Raw genomic sequence first — 23,651 nt, forward strand, 5'->3', positions numbered from 1 at the left:
GAGAGGTATTACTCATTTCAAAATAACATGACCGTATTCAAATAACCGATTAACTAATAACCTCCTTTTACATTTATTAATATTCTCACCATAACAACCAAATTTTACCGTGAAATACACCCTATCTCTTTTGGTACTTTTACTATTCTTTGCGTTTGCAGGGTCTGCACAAAATGGCATTTCTACCGACACTGTCGAAATCATTAGTAAGCTTAAACCAGGCGAAAAAGCCTATTTGTATTACTACAATCAATTTCAGGAATTTCCGATGCCAATTGAATTTAATCAAACTAAAAAAATCAAAATCGCATTTAGGGATTTACTAATTCTCAAGGATACTGAGAAACAAATGATCTTTCCCATTACCAATTCGGAAAAATTGTATGTTATCAAGGATGCTGAAAAAATCACAAGATTGGTATCTGACGATAAAAACAGGACTAACGAACTGGCTTTTTTAGTACCTATTATTGTTAGCAATCAAGATTTTTTTGCTTTGGGTAAATCTCTTGACTACCACTCTATTTGGCAAAAAATTGATGCGGCAAATACCAAAAATGTAGTAGCACCAAGCTATATCGAAATACTAAAAAATCATGTCTACAACAATTATCTAGCAATGATCGCCTCAAATTACTTATATCCTGAAGGGAAAAACACATCGGGATCGGCGTGGGCACTACTCGAAAAAGAAAAAGCCGCCTATCAAAATGAAAACTTTCTGAAGGATGCTCAATTTCGTAATGCCTTGATTAATTATGAAAAAGCCTTGCTAAAAAAGGCGATGGTATCAACTACCGATTTTGGTGGTATCGAACAATCTATTTCAAGTAATTTTAAAGGAAAAATCAAAGATTTTTTGCTGTTTGCATTTCTATGTCATCCTCAAAAACAAGATGCTAAGTTTGATACAGCGCTCCAAAATTATCTCAATACTTCGCGAAACAAAGAATATATCGAGTATCTCAAAGAGAAATATCTTAGTAGTCCAAAAGCCAAAAATGGAAATCTCCTTTCTGATAAAAATGAGAGTATTTCTCTGGATGAAATCCTAAAACAACACAAAGGAAAAGTCATTTACCTTGACTTTTGGGCAAGTTGGTGCGCCCCTTGCAGACAAGAAATTCCTGATTCCAAAAAGCTTATTGCCTCCTATCAAGCCAAGGGACTGCAAGTAATTACCATTTCGATGGATGAGAACAAAGTAGCTTGGCAAAAGGCTTTAAAAGCCGAAGATCTTTCTCTTTCAGTTAATTATCTTTTGTCCAAAGATTTCGGTTCGGAGCTTGCCAAAAAATATAAGATTAAATCCATTCCTCGCTATATGATTGTTGATAAAAATGGTAAATTTATCAATACTGACGCCCCTCGCCCATCAGACCCTAAACTTAAGGAGTTGTTAAAGGCAATTCTATAAATACGACGCTTACTGCCTGTTTTTTTAACACCTTACAACCCACAAACAACACTTTTCTCCTTAGTGGGCGACTTAAGTCGCCCACTAAGGGGAATGCCAATTAAAGGTGGAATAACATATCTCTAGAAGCAAAGTGTTATGTCTCCACAAGTGAAATTTATCCTAATAGTAATCACTAATTTGCTCAACCACTCATTCACTCAATTCACCAATGACTCATGTTTAGTTTTACTCCTAGTAATCACCCTAATCTCAACTCATTTGCTTTCAAATATCTGAGCAACTGCCCCTCAATCCCGACTTAACCCTTTTATCTTAGTTTATTTTATCATTATACAAAGTAAAAATATAACCATACATATTTATTTATTATTAGTCTAAATAAATATTTGGACGATTTACCTTTGAGACTTACTTTTGCTGAGCCACCTATTTATATTTAGTCTAAATAGAAGAACTATTTATAACGAATCAATGTAATTGATGATGGCGAAAAAATCACATACATAGTCTGCTATATTTTATGAAAATCACGGTTACTACGATTCTACTCATACTAGCCTATTTTACCTCCTTTACACAAATCTCAACGATTAAAGGTCGAGTTTACAGTCAAAATGAAGGAGGTATTAGTCACGCTAGTATTCGGCTTGTCAATAGCAACATTGCTACAATTGCTGATAACAATGGCTATTTTGTTTTAAAAAAAGTCCCTTACGGACAATATGACCTTGTGGTTTCTTCGGTCGAAATTGAAACTCAAAGCCTCAAGATTAATGTCAATCAGGCACATACGGAAATACCTGTTGTGGTCAAGCATAAAAGTCTTGACTTGGCAGAAGTAAATGTGATACAGAAAACCGAAAAAAGGGAAATTGAGACAAGTGGTTTTGCGGTTAACATCATCGAAACAAAAGATATTGCCCAACGAAATGTTCAAACCAATGAGATGCTGGACAGAACTGTGGGTATCAGAGTCCGTCAAAATGGAGGCTTAGGTTCGGCCGTCAATTATAATCTCAATGGCATGTCGGGCAACTCCGTCAGGATTTTCATCGACGGTATCTCAATTTCTACTTATGGTGAATCTTTCAGCCTCAATAGTATTCCTCCTGCACTAATCGAACGAATTGAAGTTTACAAAGGTGTTATTCCTGCACACTTAGCCGATGACGCTCTTGGTGGCGCCATCAATGTCATTTTGAAAAAAGGTGGTATGAATAATCTTTCAGCTTCTGTGTCCTATGGGTCTTTTAATACTTTCCAAACCAATTTTAATGCTTCTTACCGAGAAGAAAAAACAGGCTTCACGGTCAAGGCTTCAGGCTTTCATAATTACTCAGACAATGACTATGAAGTATGGGGAAAGTTTGTCAGAAATATTCTGCCCAATGGACGTTACGATTATGTTAGAGCCAAAAGATTTGATGATGCTTATCGCTCGACTGGCGGACAAATTCAAGTAGGCTTTACCAATGTGCGATGGGCTGACCAATTCATGATTGGCTATAATGGCTCAGATGATTACAAAGAAATTCAGCACGGAACATACATGTCGATTCCTTACAAAGGGCGATTTACGGAGTCGCAAGCTCATGTTTTTAGTCTTAATTATATCAAGAAAGATTTCATGACCAAAGGCTTAGAATTCAACATCAATGGGATGTATAGTCAAAGAACTCAGCTAGTGGTGGACACCGTAAAATGGAATTATAATTGGTATGGGCAAATCAGTATTGGTCTGAATGGCGACCCCATTTTAAGACCTAGTGGTGCTCAGCAAGCAGCGCCAACCATTAATCATATTAATAGAAATGTAAGTACTTTCAGAGCTGGTTTTAATTATGATTTAAACCGCAATCATAGGTTTGTATTGAATCATATTTATTACGCCATTGATAGAAATGAGCAAGATATGATGCGTTCTGAAGTTGAACGAACTTTTATTGGCACCCGAAATCTTGTCAAAAATATCACTTCTATTGCTTACGAATTAAGAGCTTTTGACGCCAGATTTAAGAATAATATCTTCGCTAAATTCTATCAGCAAGGGATAGACCGCATGGATCCTGTTTTAACCTTTGTTGAGAATCAGCCCATTACCACTCAAAACAAAACCAATAGCAGCAAAACTGCCACTGGCTACGGAATTGCCATGTCTTATGTTATTGCGCCGAAATATACCATTTTGGTATCAGCCGAAAAGGCGGTTCGCCTGCCTTCAGAAAATGAAGTATTTGGAAGTCCAGGCGAAAACATTGTAGAAAACTTTGGTATTCGTCCTGAGGTAAGTTACAACTTGAATGTGGGTCTGAATGGAGCAAATTTTCAAGTAGGAAAGCATAAATACTCGTTTACGGTATCTGGTTTTATTCGTGATACTCGTGATAAAATTACCCAAAGAATCAATCCTCGCCTCAACGATGCTGTACAAACGAATCCTTACGAAAACTTAGGAAAAACAAAGGCGATTGGTTTCGAATCAGATTTTAGATATACCTATAACAACAACCTGATGGTGGGCTTGAATATGTCAAAATTCAACTCGGTATTCAACATTCGTTATGACCCTAACGGACGAGAGTATGACTATTATAACAAGCAATTGCCCAACGAGCCTTACTGGACAGCCAATACTAATATTCAATACTCTTTTAAAAATATTCTCCAGAAAAACACCGTCTTGAATCTTTATTACAGCTTCAGATTTGTAGAGAGATTTTATACCACTTGGTTAGACATTGAAGACTTCAGAACCCCACGTCAATATATTCAAGACATTGGTGTAAGCTATGCTTTTCCAAACAACAAATTTGTCATTACTGCCGATGCAAAAAATATCCTTGATGCGCAGGTATACGACAATTTTGCTGTTCAAAAACCCGGAAGAGCCTTCTACCTGAAACTTAATTATATGCTTAGTAAATTTTAATAAACCAATACATACAAATGAAAAATCAGTTTAAATCCCTATCAATTATTGCCGCTGCTGTCTTTACTTTATCGAGTTGTGCTAAAGTAGACTCTTCCGAAAACGTTGACCCTATTACCAATCAAGACCGCTGGATTACCGTGGCTGGTGCTTTAATGAGTACTGCTCCAGGTGATGGTAACGGTGGAACGATGGTTTATTCGGTAAGTAAAGAGGATGCTCGAAATCCCAATGTCTCCATCAATGTTTATGACAAAGGTTTTCCAGTAAAATCAACCAGAACGGCTCGTTTACAATCTTCTGAAGACGGAAATACCTTGTTTAACATTGCTTATTCAGGCGATAATGGAGGCGAATTTGCTCGCTACAAAGTCAATGGCGCAGGTAGTTTTACACAACAAGATGTTACGGTAAATATTTCCCAATATGCTACTACAACGCCTCGTTGGTCAAAATTATATGATGGAGATAAAAGTGGTGTTGCTCTAAACGTTACAGGTATTGCAGCCAATAACGCAACCGACAAAACCAAGTCCTTTCAATACTATCGTGGAGTAGCAACGGTTCTTTCTTTAGATTTGCAAAATGTCCTTATCAATAGCTACAAACAATATCAAATCCCGCTTGCTACAGCAGAAGAACTCAATGGTCACTGTATTTTCCGTTTGGATGCTCCAGTTTTGAACAAAGCACAAAACAAATTGATTCTTGGTACATGGATGCGCAAATACAACCCTGCCACAGGACTCACAGAAAGTACCTTCGACCGTCTAGGTAGCAAGTCTGTTATTGTTGATTATCCTTCTCTCGAAAACCCTAAAGTAATTACCTCAACTGTTGGTTTTGGTGATAATAGTGGATACCGTAGTCCCAATGCTTTCGTGGCAACAGACGGCAATATCTACCAAGCAACCCAGCGTGACAGTAAGGGCTCACATATCTTAAGAATTACCCAAAACAATGAATATGACAATTCTTACGTATTTAGCTTAGACGCTGCTCTTGGCGTAAAAGGTGTGTATATTGACTGTTGGAAATATGCTGGAAATGGAATTGCTTATGCCCTTTATACTCACGATGGCACTACGCAAGGATATATAGCTCGTTTGGATCTAAATGCCAAAACAGCCACAAAAATTGATATTACTTACGATGCTGACTTAAATTTCGGACAATATCAGGGCGTTTTGGTGAGCGGCGATGAGGTATTTGTTGCCGTAACACCAGTAGGGAAAGATGGGAATATTTATATTTTCAACAAGAAAACAGGTACTGTTACAAAAGGTGCTACCTTAGTCAATAAGGCAGGAAATCACTATATCGGTATTTTCTAGAAAATATCAGACATGAGTCGTATTGAATTGAGTGAATGAGTGGTTGATTATTATTAGGATAAACTTCACCAGTAGTCTCTACTACTAGAATATAGATTTTAATAATAATCACTCATTCACTCAATCTCAATTCACTCAATTCACTCAATTCAAAATGCCTCATATTTCTTAATCAAAAACATTCCTTCGCTATCTCATCCTTTTTTCAAAAAGATGAAAAACTGGTATATCTACGCTCAAAGTCATGCCATAACGTAGCATACTCACCTCAGAAACGGTATTAGTCAAACCGCCCGCCGAAGTTGATACGTTGACATCTCTCAATTGTGGTGTAATTTGAGCACCTACTTTCAGAGCAATAGGCGCATTTTTGACACCCCAAGCCAAATAACAACCTGGCGCAAAGATTTGAGAAAACTTGATTTTCGGAAAACCATTAATCTCGTCTCCTTGTGACCAACGATAGCTGAATGCCGCCCCAATATCTACAATTGGCACAAACAAACTCAATGAATGTCCTCCTCGACTATCTCTTTCGTACCCGCCCAACACTTTGCGTTTTTTGCCCCAACTAAAAGCCACACCAATCGGAGCGGTAATACCTGTCACAAAAGCACTTTGCGACACGCCTCGACTTGAAGCAATGGGTTGCTCAACGCCCGCATACAACCCTGGATAAGCATTGATATCGAGACTAAAAGCATTTTTGCGCTTAAGACTATACGAGCCAACAGGAGCCGCATATTTATCAATAATTTCCTGTAAATCTGTCGTCGAATCTGAGGTAATGACATCGGTCATGAAATTGGCATAAAAGGTAATTTGGTCAAATTTTGCTTTGAGTCGCTCCTTCTGTTTTTCCTGAACCTTAGTGTTATTTTGAGCCATCAATTCATCGATGTTTTTTACTTCTGATAAACTTTTCTGAATACTTTCAAAAGTCTTTTTCTGGCTTGTCAAATCATCTACTTGCTTTTGTAGCAACTCCAGCTGTATTTTGGTTTCTTGTAATTTTTTGATGGTCAAAATTCTCAAAGAATCTTTGTCCATGTTGTCTTTTAGTTGCTTCAAAAGCTGATTCGCTTCTTTCTCTTTTGTTGCTATCAGACCTTTATTGGCTAGCAAATCCTTTTCTACCTGAGCAATATGTGTTTTTTGTAAAATCGCCAAACCATTATTCAGAAGTCCTAAACGTACATCTTTGGGACTAACCTCTGCCCAAATAGGCTTCATCGCTGCAATAGTATGCAGTAAGCCCGAACCATAACTTTTAGTATAAAATGCCTTGATGGCTTCAATAGCATCGGTGGCAATGGGTTTCCATTTTTGATTATAAGCACTTTTGTAAAAACTTGTATCGGGCTCACCACTTTTGAGCAAATACTTGATTTGAAAACCTACATTTACCATATCAAAAATCGATTGGGTATAATGTAAAAAGGGCTTTACATCTCGCAAAGGCAGATTATCGGAGGTAGAATTATAGATAATTTGCTTTTGAATATCATCTAGCATGAGTAAAAACTGGCTAACCGTCTGATTAAAATACTCTAAACGATTATTGGACTCGCCTAGCCAATTTCCTAGACTCTGCCCGTCCACACCTACTTTCAAATTATTGAAAAGCAAGGTATCTTTTTGGTACAACAAGCCCAAGAAATAGCGACCAACCAAAGGGTCCGAAAACTGCTTCAATGCCTCCGAAGGACGAATCCACATCTTATTGGCAGGGTCATTAGTCAAATCAATAAGGTTGTCTGACAACAAAGCTAACAAACGTATCGTGCGACTCACCTCCGAAGTTCGAATGTCGGCATCGGTCGCATAACGTGTTTTCAAAAAATCTAATAGGGTCGCAGGATTGGTACCTTTTTCCAATAAATCAAAAGAATGATAGGTCATCAAAAAGATTTTGAAGCTATCTTCCTTCAACATTTCTGGATGATATTGCTGAATATAGCTTTCAAAATTTTGAGGAATTTTGGTTACATCAGTATGAAAAGCCGCCAACCACGTATTTCCTAATGAGGGCAATCGGTAAATATTTTCATCATTCTGCAACATCAAGTAAGTAGCAGGAAAAAAAGCCCGAAGCTCTGGAATTGTATCAAGTCGATTTCGGAGTTTATCAAAAAAGGCCAATGTCAATTCCTGTTTAGTACGTTTGACCAACCATCTGGCAGTGGCGTCCACCATGCGAGTGGTCATGTCCAAAGATAGCCCTGAGCCCGAGGATGAAACATTTTGTAATTGAGGTTTTCGTGTATTGTTAAGCGCATCAGTCGTAACAAATGATTGTGTTTCGAGAATCTCTTTTTCCTTTTTCTTGATAAGATTTTTGTTAATAACCGAATCCATAATCGCTATACGAGCACCTGCCATTTCGCTTAAAGTAGAATCCAAATCAGAGGCTATTTCACCTACTTTGAATTGAGTTATTTGAATCGACTCCTGATACTTTTGGCGAATAGAATCAGGCATCGGCTCAAACTTTATATACAAATTACGGCTCGAAATAGGCAAACGTTCAGCCCCTACAAAACTAGTCGTTTTATATACCACATTGACTTTGTAGCGTGTATTGAGCGAATCAATGCGCAGTTTGAGTTTGCTCATGAGGGTATCTATCGCCTTAGCCGTTACACGAGCCTTGTCATTAATCACCGACTGAGCTCCGTCAAACTCATGAAAAAGTTTAAAGGCATTAGGGAGCTGATTAATCGTATTCAACTCATTATTGACTTTAGAGAAAGGCTTTTTCGCAAAGCTTTTAATCGCCTCATAATCTTTGGCATTCATGACTCTTTTCGTATCCAGATAGCCGAAGAAAGTCCGTTTGGCGCCACCACGGCTTGAGTTTGGATAAATTTTCTCCAAAGAATCCTTGTACACCCGCAGCGTGAGCGCATCATAATAGGCATTTTGAGAAAATGAAGAAAAGCCTAAAAACAGGCATAATCCTACTAGTAGTAAACGTGTTTTCATAGATTATTTTATGAGTTAGAAAGAGTGGTCGGCTGTCAGCCGTCAGCTATTGGAAGTGTATCCTTTCGATAGCTGAAAGCCACTACGCATAGCTATATGCCCATGCCATGAGAGCAAATTGGAGTGGCAAACGAGCATACAAAATCCATTTTGGAAATTGTTTAAATTTATCGGAAGTAGCCATATAAATGTTGGCAGGAAATACGGCAACAAAAAGTGCAACAAGCCCCCAAGCAGCCCATGAGCGAGTATTTTCGAATAATAGCCCTGCGCCAAAAATAATTTCAGCAAGACCACTTAGTGCCACCATCAGTTGATGAGCAGGGATATACGGTGGCATTATTGCTAGAAAAAACTTAGGTTTGACAAAGTGAAAAATACCAGCCAATACCATCAGTAAACTTAATAAGTACATCATAGCTATGGATTTGAAAGGTTAGGAATATGTTTGATTTGAGATTTTTGATTGCTGATTTGGGATTATGATAAATTTTTTAAGAAGCTGTTTAAACTTTCTTAAAATTGCTTTCGTAAGCAATGAATTTATACTGTTTGAGCGAAGCGAGGTGGTACGCCACTCCGATTATAATTCTTGATTTTTTTGCGGCCGCCGCTGCGGTTACTTTTTGTATCAAGGCGGGAACACCTAGTTAAAAAGTAAGACGAAGAATTAATCAATAAAATATGTTTTTTGAAAAGTTTAAACAGCTTCGATATTTACGAATCTGAAATCCAAAATCTAAAATCCGAAATCCTTATGATAGCTCTACATTCCAGTTACACTAAGGTAGGGATAATTTATGTATCCTAAAACATTCTTATTTTACAGGCTGTTATCTCAGATAGGAAGTGTAACTTTGTGGTCTGTTTTGGATTCTATAAATTACAAAAGCGCAGTTAGACTTTCAAGGCATTTTTTTCATCAAAATATTTTGTACAATGACAGTACTTCCATACAAAGAGCAAGAGGCTAGCAAAAAAGAGCAAGTAGCTCAAATGTTTAATAATATTTCACATAAGTACGACTTTTTGAATCACCTTTTGAGTGGTGGTATTGATATTTTATGGCGTAAAAAAGCCATCAAATTATTGAAAGCTGCTCAACCAAAAACCATTTTGGATATTGCTACAGGAACGGGTGATTTTGCTATTGAAGCTTTAGCTTTAAAGCCTGAAAAAATTGTCGGCGTGGATATTTCGGAAGGAATGTTGAATGTGGGTAAAGAGAAAATCAAGAAATTGGGCGTTGATAATATCATCGACATGCAATTGGGCGATTCTGAAAGATTACTTTTCGAAGACAATACTTTTGATGCTGTCATCGTTAGTTTTGGCGTAAGAAACTTCGAAAATTTGGAGAAAGGACTCACTGACATGTGCCGTGTGTTAAAACCAGGAGGTACATGTATCGTTTTGGAATTTTCAAAACCGAAGTCATTCCCTTTCAAACAGATATATAATTTCTATTTCAAATACATTTTGCCTACTATTGGTAATATGGTTTCAAAAGATTCATCGGCTTATACATATCTTCCAGAGTCTGTACAAGCATTTCCTGATGGTGAAGACTTTTTGAAAGTATATCACAAAGCAGGTTTTACTCAGACGCAATGCTTACCACTTACGTTCGGAATAAGTACGATTTACATTGGCAAAAAATAATTTTTGCGATTGTTACAGGCATATTGGTGCTAGGGTTTTCTCCAAAATCTCAGGCGCAACGCTACAAATACAAAAGAATCTATGACGAGTTTTATGATGAAAAACTTGTACATTTTGGTTTTCTTTTTGGTTTTGGTGACGCTCGATTCAACTTGTATCATGGTCCTCAAGTAGCAGCGCCTTCCGATACATCAAGGTCGATCGTTTCGCCAGGCAATTTTGCCTTCCTCGTTGGAGGTATTGCTAACTTTACGCTAAGTAAGCATTTTGACCTTAAAACGGGTATTAATATTGCGCTCTATGGTCGTGAAATTGATTACCGTTTCAACAATTCTCCCAATTACCCACCCGAATTGCGAGAATCAACATGGCTTGAAATACCTGTATTATTAAAACTAAAATCTCAAAGAAGGGGTAATTCGAGGATGTTTGTCGATGCAGGATTTAAGATAGGACTCGAGGCAAATGTTCGTAAAAATGCAGCTACAACTACTCGATTAAATACCAAAACGGGAGATTTTTCGATTGAATATGGCATTGGATTTGAACAATTTTTCAAATACTTCAAATTCACTCCAGAACTACGATTCTCACATGGATTAGCCAATATGTATGTGGCGCCAACTAATCCACTTTCATACTCTAATGCCATACAAAGACTTAATTCTCATTCAGTTACTTTGTATTTGATGTTTGAGTAAGCGTTATTTATTAATAGTTATTCGTTATTAGAAAATATCAAAAAGCCCTCATTTTTACTTTTGAATGAGGGCTTTTTGATTCTGTATTCATGCCGTTAGACGCAAAGCATTGCGTCTTTACGGGTATCATTTACTAACTCACAATTCATCACTCATACTAATTCACTATATCCCAAATCTCTGCCGTATCATTATTTTTGGCAATGAGTAGGGCTTTTTTACCATTTGCTTTTTTGAGAATTCTTGTTTTGCGAACTTGTCCTTTTACTAAAAATCCTGTTTCTAAAGAGGTCATTTTCCTAAAATTACCTTTCCCATCATTTTGAAGAATAACCCCGTAGTTAGCATCAAATCTTCCGATTTCTGGTAAAACATCAAAGAAATTTCCATTCATGATAATTTCAAGTACACCATCTTTATTCAAGTCTACGCACTGGATACTGGTAATAGGTGATGTTTGCGCCATCATGGGGAATGGTGTAAACTTGAATTGTCCTTTGCCCAAATTCCACATAACGCCAGACTCACTATTATTAACCTTTTGGACTGTAGCAGATTCCAATTGACTATCTTCAAAAAGGTCCCCCATTTGGGCTGAGGCATAATCTGAAAACTTCAAAAACTTCTGTTTTATTTCTGGTAACTGCTTTTGCAAATCGGCTTTCAAAACCATTGGCCAAGGTTCTCCTTGACGATAACAAGTCATGATTTGCTCGAAAGAACCATTTTTATCAAAATCATTTACATATAATTCTGCTGGCTCAGTGGCAGATACTTTGAAGTGATGATTATTGCCTAGATTACCCAACACAAAATCTAAATCGCCATCATTATCCAAATCCGCGGCTTGGATGGCGTTCCACCAACCGTTTAAAGCCTGATTTCCAAGGTCTGATTTGGTAAAGCTTTTACCTTTGTTATTTTGTAAAATAACTACAGACATCCAGTCGCCAACGGCTATTATTTCGGGATAATGGTCGCCATTCAAATCTTGTATAGTCACATCGGTAATCATTCCTAATGCTTGGTTAGTGCCTAGAAGCTGACCCGATACGTCTTTGAAATTACCCTTGCCATCATTCTGTAGAATAAAACTGTTTGGGTTCTGCCCATAGCGTGCGGGAGTCATACGAGTACCTACAAATAGGTCTAAATCCCCATCTAAATCATAATCTAATGCCTTGGCACAAGCTCCACTGGTACGATTAGTTGGGAGAGTTGGACTATAAGTAAAATTTCCTTTCCCATCATTCAAGAAAAGACAATCCGCCAATTGTGGGTCGTTAGGTAAAAACTCGTTACTGCCTGTGACCCAGTATAAGTCCAAATCTTTATCACCATCAGCATCAAACAATAAGGCATCTACCACCTCAAAACCCTTATATGGTTCAAAAGAAGGCATATTTCTCAATGATAGTTGTCCCGATGCTGACTGTAAATAGATTTGCTTGGGTTGCGTTGCCGAACCACCGATAAATACATCCTCGATGCCATCGCCATTGATGTCTCCTACAGCTAATGCTGGTCCTTGGGTAGAGTATTTTTGCTTGAGCAAACCATCACGGTTATAATCTACAAAGTCATTTTCAACATGGGTATATTTCCAACCAGACTGTACGGTATGGTTTACTAATAATGGCTTTAGATTGTTTGGCGTTTTATAGACGAATCTCTCCTTGGCTTGAGCGTGTTCCAACGTAAGAGTTTGATTCGCTTTAATGTTGCGAAGTGTCTGTTTAGCGTCATCACTCCAAATAATCACTAAAGAATCGATAGTTGCATTCTTTCCTAAACCAAAATTTAAAGACAAGTCCATTGAAGACTGGAAGCCTCGATTGGGTAGCTGTTGTAAAACCTGTTGTTCTCCCTTTTGAAAAATTGAAACCTTTGCACCTACACCAAAAACATTTTTTTCATATCCTTTCAAACGAATTTTCAAATAATTACGCTGAAGTTTTTCGTTGGTTTTGTTTCTGTAAATCGAAACAGGAGAGTCATTGTTATTTACCACTAAATCCAAATCACCATCATTATCCAAATCGGCATAGGCAGCGCCATTCGAAAATCCTGGACCTTCAAGTCCAAAATCTTCAGCATGATTTTCGAATTTTAGATTCCCCAAATTCTTGAAAGCATAATTGGGCACTGGTGTAGAGGTCATTTTATCAACAAACTCATGGTAATCAAACTTCTTCCCGTTCAACATTTGTTGCATGGTATTTTCGTCGCCCAAGAAGGCAATATAATCTTGGTCGGTCAAATCCTTCATGATGCCTGTTGCCACGAAAAAGTCTTTCAAACCATCATTATCCATATCAAACATCAAACCGCCCCAACTCCAGTCGGTCGCATGCAACCCTAGCTGCTGCCCCATTTCTGAAAATGTCCCATCTCCATTATTGATATGCACCATATTGCGCATATATTGGTAATAATAGTCTTGTTTGAGCTTAAACTGGAAGAAATCGTAACTTTCATAAGTGGCAGTACGCTTGACACGCTCTTCACTTTCTGGAAACATTTCAGTCACGATAATATCCTGCCACCCGTCGTTATTCAAATCAGCAATATCGGAGCCCATAGATGATAATGGGGTATGTCCAATTTGTTCTTCAATGGCTTCTTTAAAAGTACCGTTGCGTTGGTTGATATAGAGATAATCTCTTTCATAAAAATCATTGGACACATAAATATCTGGCCAGTTATCATTGTTGACGTCGCCGACAGTTACACCCAACCCAAAGCCAATTAAACTTCCATAAATACCTGCTTGGTCGCTGACATCTACAAAGTGGTTATTGTCATTCCGATACAACTTATCGCCACCCAAAGAGTCTCTTTTTGCCCTGAGATTGGCATATCCTAGCCTATCCATTGGCGTGAAGCTATTGTTGAGACAGTACATATCGAGGTCGCCATCACGATCATAATCAAAAAATGCGGCATGGGTTGTAAAACCACCATTGGTCAAACCATACGCTTGGGCTTGCTCTTTGAAAGTTGGCATTCCAGCTTTTATTCCCTGATTGATATAAAGTTGGTTACCTCGATTATCTTTATTTCCTGAATTACAAACATAAATATCCAGCAAACCATCGCCATTAACATCCGCCATGGTTACCCCTGTGCTCCAGAACTTCTTTCCTAAAATTCCAGACTTTTCGGTTATATCTTCAAACTGCAAATTTCCTTTGTTGAGATACAAGCGGTTTTGCTCAAAATTGGAAGTCAAAAACATATCTGGCAAACCATCATTGTTGAGGTCACCAAGGGCTACACCACCACCATTATAAAAATTACGGTAGTTAAAAATGTTGAAATCTGGTCGATCAAGAATATGATTGGTAAAGTCCACACCCGTTTGACTAGCAGAAAGCTCTTCAAAAAGGGTATCCTTGGGCGATGTAGAACAACTCCATAAACACGATATTGATACTAGTAATCCAACTATTTTTTTCATATAAACAGAATGCTATGAGCCAAAGCTTTAGGCATTTTCTAAGGTCATTTTTTGTATGGGTATCTTGGGAAGATTAGAGATAAACTCACATTAATAGAATTATTCTCACTTTTGCCTTTGCCCCTGTTCCCGCTATCTACAACTTTTCCTTACAAAAATACAAACCTCACCACGCTTTTACGCATAGTGAGGTTTGTATTTTAGAAATTATTCGACCATTCGGACAAACTACTAGATTTGAGACAGCACCATCAATGTATCATTGTTTCTAACCACCAAAATATAGGTCTTTCCTTGTATTTTAATCGGCTTCAAACGCTTGACTTGCCCTTTGATAGAAATACCTAAAGGCTTCACCTCAAAATCTCCTTTTCCTTTATTGACCAGCAAGGTTCCATAATCGGCATCGTAGCGTCCCATTTGGACATTACAATCGTAAAAATTGCCCATCAGGAGAAAATCGGGCAGATTATCACTATTGGCATTTATGGCTTGTGCCGCAAAGTATGGGGCAAATTGCGCCTGATATGGCAAGGCTTTTATACTAAAGTTTCCTTTACCATCATTCAGAAGCACGGCATTTGAAAAATAGTTGGCTTCTAAGGTTTTGGCAACTTCTAGTTCAGTGCTTCCCACCAAGTCTTTGATTTCGGCTTTGGCAAAATCCTTGGCTAGCAAAAATTTCTTTTTCATAAAAGGAAACTGCTTTTGCGTCTCAGTCTTATTGGCAAAAAGAATTTCTTGTCCGCCTAAATAATAGGTCAATAAGCCATCGGTTGAGCCATTTTTATCAAAATCATTCACATACAAACGCACAGGTTGTTCTGGAGCGGCTTTTAATCGACTATTTAAGCCTAAGTTCCCTGCCACAATATCCAAATCGCCGTCAGCATCAATATCGGTAGTATAGGTAAAATTCCACCAACCTCTTTCTTGCGTTAGCATTTTTTTCACCAACTTTCCTTTTTGATTTTCGAATAAACAAAGTCCATCCCATTCCAAAGACAACAGTAAATCTATATCGCCATCTTTATCTAAATCTACATTTTCAGCATTTTTGACCAAACCTACTTCTGATAATTCTGGAGCTGTTTTGGCTGTAATATCCACAAATTGTTTTCCATTGTATTTAAACAAATACGAATGAGGAATTTTACCATAAGCAAACGGCACCGAGCGCCCACCCACAAATACTTCTGGGCGACCATCGCCGTCAATATCTTGGGCTTTGATACAAGCTTCGGTCATTGTTACCGCTGGGAAAGCGCCTCCTTGAGCTTTTAAAAGACCTTTGCCATCATTGAGATACAAACGAGGCTGGATATATTCGGAGCCAACAGCGTATTGATTTCCACCTTCTGCCACTAGTAAATCTAAATGTGAATCGCCATTGATGTCTATCCATTGCGCATCTACCTCCTCATAATTCAGGTCTTTTTGCAAATCGGGCTGAGCAATTTCTGTAAACTTCCCATTACTTTGCTGAAGATACACTTTTGCCAAACTAGTTTGCGATGACCCAATAAAGAAGTCTTCCAAACCATCATGGTTGATGTCGGCGACCGCTAAAGCTGGTCCTTCCGATGACATTTTGTGCGGGATTAACGCTTCCCTTTCAAACTCATGGAAAAGATTTTCTTCATGCTTCACCGTTACTCCTAAAATGTCTGAAGCATCTTTAAAATATGTTTTCGGACGATATTTATTTTTGAAACCTTCAAAATCAAATACAGGAAGATTAGCCTTATACGAAATCGTTAAAGAATCTTTCAAGTCTTCTTTTCTAATTTTCTGAAAAGTTCGGTCGGGCCAAATCAAATAAGCCGAATCCACCTCGGCACGATTGCCTAATCCCATCACCATCGGAATCTCCATACTCGCTTGGAATGCTCTTACAGGGAATTTTTCAAAATAAAGTGTTTCATTTTTCTTAAAAATCAGCACCTTCGCTCCTATGGCATTGAGGTTTTGAACTTTTCCTTTCAAATACAAACGCGTATGTCCTTGTTCTGGGGCGTAAGCATCCGCTAAGTTCTTGTAGACGTATGCTTTTTCATTGATATTATTGGTCACAATATCCAAATCGCCATCATTGTCTAAATCGGCATAGATAGCGCCATTGGAATAGGAATTTTGATTATTGGCAATTTGCGAAGCGATTTCTTCAAAAGCTAAGTCAGGTTTATTCTTAAAAAACTGATTGGGAATTTTGATTTCAGGAAGTTTCCCGTCTAAAGAAATATCCTTCTCATCCATCTGCTTTTGGTCTAGCTTATTTTGAACCTCCTCCGAAGAAATAAAGTTGATATAATCCATATCATTTACTCTTTTCGGAATACCATTAGAAACAAATAAATCTTTACGACCATCATTATCAAAATCAAAAATCAATGGCGACCACGACCAGTCTGTAGCAAACATATTGGCATATAAACCTATTTCACTAAAAGTATTATCGCCTCGATTCAGTTGTAAATTATTCCTTGCAAACTGATACCCATAACCTGCTTGGATTTTGTAAAAAAAAGTAGAGTAAGAATCTTCCCCTTCCGAACGTTTGAGGATTTCTCGGTCATACGGAAGCATATCCATCGACACAATATCGTCCCAAAAATCATTGTTCAAATCGGCCACATCGACTCCCATCGAAAACTGGCTTGTATGACCAATCTGGCTCGTAAGTTGGTCGGCAAAACTTCCATTTTTTTGATTGATGTACAAATAATCATTTTCATGAAAATCATTTCCAATGTACATATCTGGGTAGCCGTCAAAGTTGAAATCGCCCAAACCGATCCCTAATCCATAACCCAAAGCATCGGCTGCTATGCCAGCTTGCTGCGTGATTTCCTCAAATTTGCCATTATTATTTACGTAAAATCTATCGCCAGCCAAAGGATGAATGGTCCCCTTAAAATTATTTCTAGAACCAAAGGTACCATTTTGATGCACCGAGTGATTCAATTGGAACATATCCAAATCACCATCTAAATCATAGTCGAAAAAGGCTGCTTGTGTGCCAAATCCAATTAAATCAAGTCCGTATTTTTGGGATTGTTCCTCATAAACAGGCACGCCATCAACGCCTATTTTCTGGCAAACAAACAATAAGTTATGTCCTTTTAAAATCTCGAAATCACCAACTTGACTGACGTAAATGTCCAATAATCCATCTTGATTAATATCGACAATCGATACGCCATTTGACCAACCTTTTCCACCTTTGAAGTTTGCTTTTTCGGTAACATTTTCAAATTTCATATTACCCTTATTCAAAAAGACCTTGTTGTCGGTCATGTTGGCTGTAAACACCAAGTCTACCCAACCATCGTTGTTTAAATCTCCTGCACCTATACCTCCACCATTGTAGAAATACATATAACGGAAAATATTAAAATCTTTGGTTGGATTGAGGTTATTCGAAAAGTCGATACCTGTAGTTTCACCATCCAACAATTCAAATGCAGATGGCGTTTTCTTCTGACAACTTTGCGTAAAAAGAAGGAATAGGACGAGAGGGAGGTATATAAGAAATGAAAATCTTTTCATCGAATCAGCTGGAATAATGTGTGTATTAAAAGTATCCCCTTACAAGGGTGATTGCCAATGTAAGGGGATACAAAACTATTTTTTGAGAGCAAATAACCTTGGTACTTCGTTATTAATGAGTGCCAAATATTCGGTTTGGGTTTTTACTTTAACAGGCAAAATTTGCTTGATTTCACCATTCAAAACAAAACCACTTTCTTGATTGGTAAGCACTTCAAACTGTCCTTTGCCCTTATTAATCAATACATTTCCACGACTTGCATCAATCATCGCCAACTGCGGAATAAAGCCCGTGTAGTTACCTCCAATAAGCAAATCAGGTTTACCATCGTGGTTTACATCAGCTTGTTCGATAGCATTGATACATGATAACTGAGCCACCTCAGGTAAGGTTACTACTGTAAATTTGCCTTTACCATCGTTAATAGCTACTACAGATTTACAGTAAGCCACTGTTTTGGTTAAGCTTCCTTCTAAGACATCCGATGGGAACAAATCTTGCAATGACTTTTTAGCATACTCAGCATGTTGCAGAATTTGCTTTTTCAAGGCTGGGAATTGCTCTGCCATTTCTCTTTTCAAGAAAACAGGAGAATCCTTTTCGTCAATTGTCTTAGTTAAAATTTTATCAATGCTTCCATTTTTATCAAAATCTTTCACCCAAACCTTCAAAGGAGCATCTAACTGGGTATGTAGCGTAAAGTTTTCACCCATATTACCCAATACCATATCGTTATCGCCATCGCCATCTACATCTAATACTTTAATAGCTCCCCAGAAGCCTGTATATTCTTCTAGACCATTATCTGTTTTTTCGAATTTTGCACCTTTAGCTAATAAGGTAACAGGTGCCATCCAGTCGCCCACGATGACCAAATCCTTCTTGCCATCTTTATTGACATCCGACAGAGAGGCATCACGTACCATACCGAGCTCTTTCAATTGTGGCGCAACGCTTGCTGTCACATCTTTGAAAGCACCTTTACCGTCGTTTTGGTAAATAAAACTATTAGGATTTAAACCATATTGCATCGGTACACTACGACTTCCTACAAACAAATCTATATCGCCATCGGCATCGTAATCGAGTGGCAATACTACAGAAGTATTCAAGGTATTCATCGGAATAGCTCCTGACGAATACGTAAATTTGCCTTTACCGTCGTTTAGGTACAGTCTATCCAACAAGTCATTCGTACCTTCCGAAACCTCATTACCTCCGCTACCTACGAACAAATCCAAATCACCATCTTTATCGGCATCGAAAAATAGCACCGCAGTATCTTCAAAAAAGGCTGTTCTTTCAAACGATTCTTGTTTGGACAATTTGAACCCAGCGGCTGTTTGCAAATACAACATACCCGCTTGATCTTTTGCCCCTGCAATGTAAATATCCTCTAAACCATCGCCATTGACATCGCCAACGGCAGCCTTTGGTCCTTCTTTCGAAAGCATAGCAGGAAGATTTTTTTCTTGGTAAAAATCCTCGTACGGATCTTCTTGATGTTTTTCAAACGGCTGAGTTACCCATTGAAAATATCCATCTACTAGCTTTGCCTTTGGATAAGACATTTTTTTACCATCCTTCATTTGATACGAAACCAAGCCATCAATTTTAGGATTTTTGAAAATACTAATACGCTGATCTGGCCAAGTAATAATGAGGGAGTCTACTTTGGTATTTTTTCCTAGACCAAAATTCAAGACATACTCCGCACTCGACTGGAATCCACGAGAAGGAATCAGTGAACGAGTTTGTGTTTCTTTTCCTGTAAAAACATCTACTTTAGCTCCTACCGCATAGGTATTTTGACCTTCGCCTTGAAGTTTAACTTTTAAGAAATGAGGTTTTTCGGCTTGTTTGTCAGAGTTATTGCGATATACAAAACATTGAGCATTCACGTTGTTTACCACCAAATCTTCATCTCCATCGTTATCTAAATCGGCATACATCGCACCATTAGAGAACGAAGGTGCATCAAAACCAAAATCCTTAGCCTTTTCTTCAAACTTCAATGATTTAGTATTATGGAAAAAGTTATTAGGAATCGGCGTTGAAGGCATTTTTTCAATAATTTTATTAAAATCCTGCTTCACACCCGTCATGCGCATATCCTGTACCAGTTCATTGGCAAAAAAGTCAATAAAATCTTGGTCGATTACGTCGTTATAAATACCATTACAAACATAAATATCATTGTATCCATCGTTATCGGCATCGAACATTAAGGCACCCCAACTCCAGTCACTCGCTGCTACGCCAGCGTAATTTCCTATTTCCGAAAAAGTACCATCTTGGTTATTTAACTGAAGACTATTTTGCTGAAATTGGTTATAAAAACCACGTTCTTTTTTCAGTTTAAAAACATAATGATTATCGAAAGAAGAAGTAGTTTTCAAACGATATTCATCACGTGGAAGCATATCTGTAGTAATGATTTCTTGGTAACCATCATTATTGATATCAGCCATATCAGCACCCATAGAAGCAAGGCTGATATGTTTCATACGCTGTTCGATTTCTTCTTTGAAAGTTCCATCCTTTTGGTTGATATAGAGATAGTCTTTTTCATAAAAATCGTTAGAAACATAGATGTCTGGATAGTTATCATTGTTAGCATCGCCAATGGTTACGCCCAAACCAAAACCAATCAAAGAGCTGTAAATACCTGCATCTTTGGATACGTCATGGAAAAAGCCGTTATCGTTACGCATCAATTTATCACCTCCACCTTTCAAGAAATCTTTTACTGGCCAATCCTCAGCACGTAATTCACGGTTGTTAGCATAATTGAGCGTATTGACAGGGATAAAGCTGTTGTTGAGAATATAACAGTCCAAATCGCCATCTAAATCATAATCAAAAAATGCCGCATGGGTAGTATAACCTCCTTCGTCCAAGCCATATTTTGCGGCTGACTCAGTAAAAGTCGCATTGCCATTGTTGATAAAAAGGGCATTTTTTTGTTTTTGGGTAAACTTATTAATCCCTGCGTTACACACATAGATATCTAGAAAACCATCATGATTGATATCTACCATAACCACGCCAGTATTCCATTTACCTATTTCTTCTACGCCTGCTTTTTGGGAAATATCCTCAAATTTCCAGTCGCCTTTATTAAGATATAGTTTGTTGGCGCCCATGTTGGATGTCAAGAAAATATCGGGCAAACCGTCGTTATTGATATCGCCAATGGCTACGCCTCCGCCATTATAAAAATTGCGGTAATTGAATATATTGAAGTCTTTTGAGTTTTCGACTTTATTCACAAAATCAATGCCCGTATCCTTACTATCGATGAGTTCGAACACGGTGTCGCTTTTACTCGAACATCCCAATCCAATTCCCATGAGGGCTATAAGCGACAATTGTTGTAATACTTTCATTCTTTTGTTTATATAAGGTTAGTTATGGTTGTTGGGAAAAGTATTCCATGTTTCAACCCAACAGTCGATATCCTATTTAATACTGATTGCAAAACCACCACCTTTAGCGATTTTGATTGTGCGCTTGGTTTGTGAATCTACCGAAACTTTTTGGATTTGATAAGCTTCTGGATTTTTCTCCCAATCCGCATTGCTAGCATCTTGATAAATGGTTGCTGTATAAGTTTTACCAGAAGGTAAAAAATCAAAATTCACCAAAAGCTCTCTTGAATTTTCATCGCTCACAGCTCCTACAAACCATTGGTTCTGCCCTTTTTGCTTACGAGCAATCATGATAAACTCTCCTGGCTCGGCAGATAAAATTTTGGTATCGTCCCAATCTACAGGAACATCTTTGATAAATTGCAAAGCATCGGGATAAACCTTGAGATTTTCAGGCAAATCGCCCACCATCTGCAACGGACTGTACATGGTCACATACAACGCTAATTGTTTTGCCAAGGTCGTACGCACACGTGTGGTGCGAGATGGAATAAACTGATTGAGGTGCATTTTGAAAAAACCTGGCGTATAATCCATAGGACCGCCCATCAAGCGAGTGAATGGCAAGATGGTTTCATGCTCTGGTACCAAACCCAAAGTTGGGGCGTTGTTAAACTCATTCCCACGAGCAGCTTCGTTGGCAAGCCAGTTTGGATACGTACGGTGCAAGCCCGTCGGACGAGATGATTCATGCGCTTCAATCATAATTTGGTACTCAGCAGCTTTTGCTGCTACACGATTGAAGTGATTTACCATCCATTGACTATCATGATGCTCGCCACGAGGAATAATACGACCAACATAACCCGTTTTGGCAGTTTCAAAACCTTTATTTTTCATAAACTGAAATGCCTTATCCATTCGACGTTCATAGTTGGTCACCGAACCTGATGTTTCGTGGTGCATAATCAATTTTACATTTTTCTTTTTGGCATAAGCGAGTAACGCATCTACATCATAGTCTGAGTATGGAGTAACAAAATCGAAAACTTCCTCTTTCCAATTTCCAAACCAATCTTCCCAGCCTTCGTTCCAACCTTCTACCAGCACACCGTCAAAGCCATTGCCAGAAGCAAAATCAATGTATTTTTTTACATTTTCGGTATTTGCCCCATGCTTTCCACCTACTTTTTCCCAAGTAGCTTTCCCCACGTGCATTTCCCACCACATACCGATAAACTTTTGTGGTTTTATCCAATCAGTCTTTTCAATTTTAGACGGTTCATTAAGATTAAGAATGAGTTTAGAAGCTAAAATTTCTTCAGCTTTATTACTCAAAACAATCGTTCTCCAAGGAGTATTAAAAGGCGTTTGCAAATAGGCTTTATTTCCTACAGCATCAGGTGTCAGATGTGAAGTAAGCCCAAAAGTCTTGGTATTTGCCATCAGGTGCATAACGGGATAATTGACAAGAGCCGCCTCATGGATATTAAGATAAATTCCTTGAGGGGTTTTCATCATCAAAGGCGTTTGAACGGCATTATCCGCAATCAAGGATTGTAGGGCAATATCCTTTTCTTTTTTAGCAGCAGCTAAAGCATGAATCTCTGAAAATAAGGTTGTATTGTACAAATATTCGTTTGTATCATAATCCCCTGGAATCCAGAAAGTTTTGTTATTGGTCGCTAAATTAAATTGCGTTAACTCATCTGCAACAACAAAATGTTTAAATCCTTCTTGCTCAGGAAACTCATAGCGAAATCCAATACCATCGTTAAAAACCCTAAAGACAACATCTACCAATACATTCGCAGGAATGGCTTTCACACGAAGTTTGAGTTGCTTGTAATGATTCTCGATACTTTTTACTTCTCCCCAAACAGGATTCCAAGTTTCAGAAAACTCACTAGAATCAGCAGAAATAACGGTAAAGTTCGTGAGAGAAATAGCAGGTTTTTGGAGCTTAAAACCTAAAGAAGAAGGCTTTACAACCGAAGTTTGAGCCAAATTTAAGGCATACGTAAGCTTACCTTCTTTGGTGACATTTAGAGTCAAATTAACACGTGCATTCGGAGAGGCAAGATGATATGCCTTTTGAGAAAAAACCTCTGCTGACAACAGCAAAAGCCCCAATAATAAGCCAGTGAATTTCATAGATTGATATAATATTGTTTAAATAAAAATGGTTCTTTTTTTTGAGGGATAAGGCATAAGTAGCAAAGGCACAAAGAGAGATTTG

The 23,651-nt window shown here is 38.0% G+C and carries 11 protein-coding genes; 5 read left to right on the plus strand and 6 right to left on the minus strand.

The window, feature by feature from the left end; all coding sequences use genetic code 11:
• Window positions 1-109 precede the first annotated feature (109 nt).
• The 3 genes from QM481_RS19120 (at window position 110) to QM481_RS19130 (ending at window position 5,683) form a co-directional block, all read left to right on the plus strand.
• On the plus strand, window positions 110-1,417 hold the full coding sequence (locus tag QM481_RS19120) for a TlpA family protein disulfide reductase (protein ID WP_283382933.1): 1,308 nt from the start codon (window positions 110-112) through the stop codon (window positions 1,415-1,417).
• A 523-nt stretch (window positions 1,418-1,940) separates the two neighbouring features.
• Entirely contained in the window at window positions 1,941-4,349 is a 2,409-nt protein-coding gene (locus QM481_RS19125; protein WP_283382934.1) for a TonB-dependent receptor, read from the plus strand.
• A 17-nt stretch (window positions 4,350-4,366) separates the two neighbouring features.
• Window positions 4,367-5,683, plus strand: a complete 1,317-nt coding sequence (locus QM481_RS19130; protein WP_283382935.1) for a DUF4374 domain-containing protein — start codon at window positions 4,367-4,369, stop codon at window positions 5,681-5,683.
• Between the two features lie 189 nt (window positions 5,684-5,872).
• Here the strand turns inward: QM481_RS19130 and QM481_RS19135 are convergent, their stop codons facing one another.
• A complete protein-coding gene (locus tag QM481_RS19135) occupies window positions 5,873-8,668 on the minus strand; it encodes a hypothetical protein (RefSeq protein WP_283382936.1) in 2,796 nt (931 codons plus the stop codon).
• 82 nt (window positions 8,669-8,750) lie between these two features.
• Window positions 8,751-9,086 (minus strand): DoxX family protein, encoded by a 336-nt coding sequence (locus QM481_RS19140; RefSeq protein WP_283382937.1) that lies wholly within the window; start codon window positions 9,084-9,086, stop codon window positions 8,751-8,753.
• A gap of 521 nt (window positions 9,087-9,607) precedes the next feature.
• Here QM481_RS19140 and ubiE point away from each other — a divergent pair.
• Together ubiE and porT are read left to right on the plus strand one after the other, a co-directional pair.
• Window positions 9,608-10,330 carry a bifunctional demethylmenaquinone methyltransferase/2-methoxy-6-polyprenyl-1,4-benzoquinol methylase UbiE gene (ubiE, locus tag QM481_RS19145; protein ID WP_166550472.1) on the plus strand — a complete coding sequence of 241 codons (723 nt, stop codon included), beginning with the start codon at window positions 9,608-9,610 and terminating at the stop codon, window positions 10,328-10,330.
• Window positions 10,279-11,031 carry a type IX secretion/gliding motility protein PorT/SprT gene (porT, locus tag QM481_RS19150; RefSeq protein WP_166550471.1) on the plus strand — a complete coding sequence of 251 codons (753 nt, stop codon included), beginning with the start codon at window positions 10,279-10,281 and terminating at the stop codon, window positions 11,029-11,031. Before ubiE ends, porT begins: the two co-directional genes overlap by 52 nt.
• Window positions 11,032-11,188: 157 nt before the next feature.
• Here porT and QM481_RS19155 read toward each other — a convergent pair whose 3' ends face one another.
• The 4 genes from QM481_RS19155 to QM481_RS19170 all read right to left on the minus strand — a co-directional run bounded on the left by QM481_RS19155 (window position 11,189) and on the right by QM481_RS19170 (window position 23,566).
• Entirely contained in the window at window positions 11,189-14,491 is a 3,303-nt protein-coding gene (locus tag QM481_RS19155) for a VCBS repeat-containing protein (RefSeq protein WP_283382938.1), read from the minus strand.
• Window positions 14,492-14,722: 231 nt separating this feature from the next.
• A complete protein-coding gene (locus QM481_RS19160) occupies window positions 14,723-18,040 on the minus strand; it encodes a VCBS repeat-containing protein (protein WP_283382939.1) in 3,318 nt (1,105 codons plus the stop codon).
• A gap of 75 nt (window positions 18,041-18,115) precedes the next feature.
• On the minus strand, window positions 18,116-21,430 hold the full coding sequence (locus tag QM481_RS19165; protein WP_283382940.1) for a VCBS repeat-containing protein: 3,315 nt from the start codon (window positions 21,428-21,430) through the stop codon (window positions 18,116-18,118).
• Between the two features lie 72 nt (window positions 21,431-21,502).
• On the minus strand, window positions 21,503-23,566 hold the full coding sequence (locus QM481_RS19170) for a glycoside hydrolase family 97 protein (RefSeq protein WP_283382941.1): 2,064 nt from the start codon (window positions 23,564-23,566) through the stop codon (window positions 21,503-21,505).
• Window positions 23,567-23,651 lie beyond the last annotated feature (85 nt).

It is taken from the genome of Flectobacillus rivi (assembly GCF_030056655.1).
Classification (GTDB): domain Bacteria; phylum Bacteroidota; class Bacteroidia; order Cytophagales; family Spirosomataceae; genus Flectobacillus; species Flectobacillus rivi.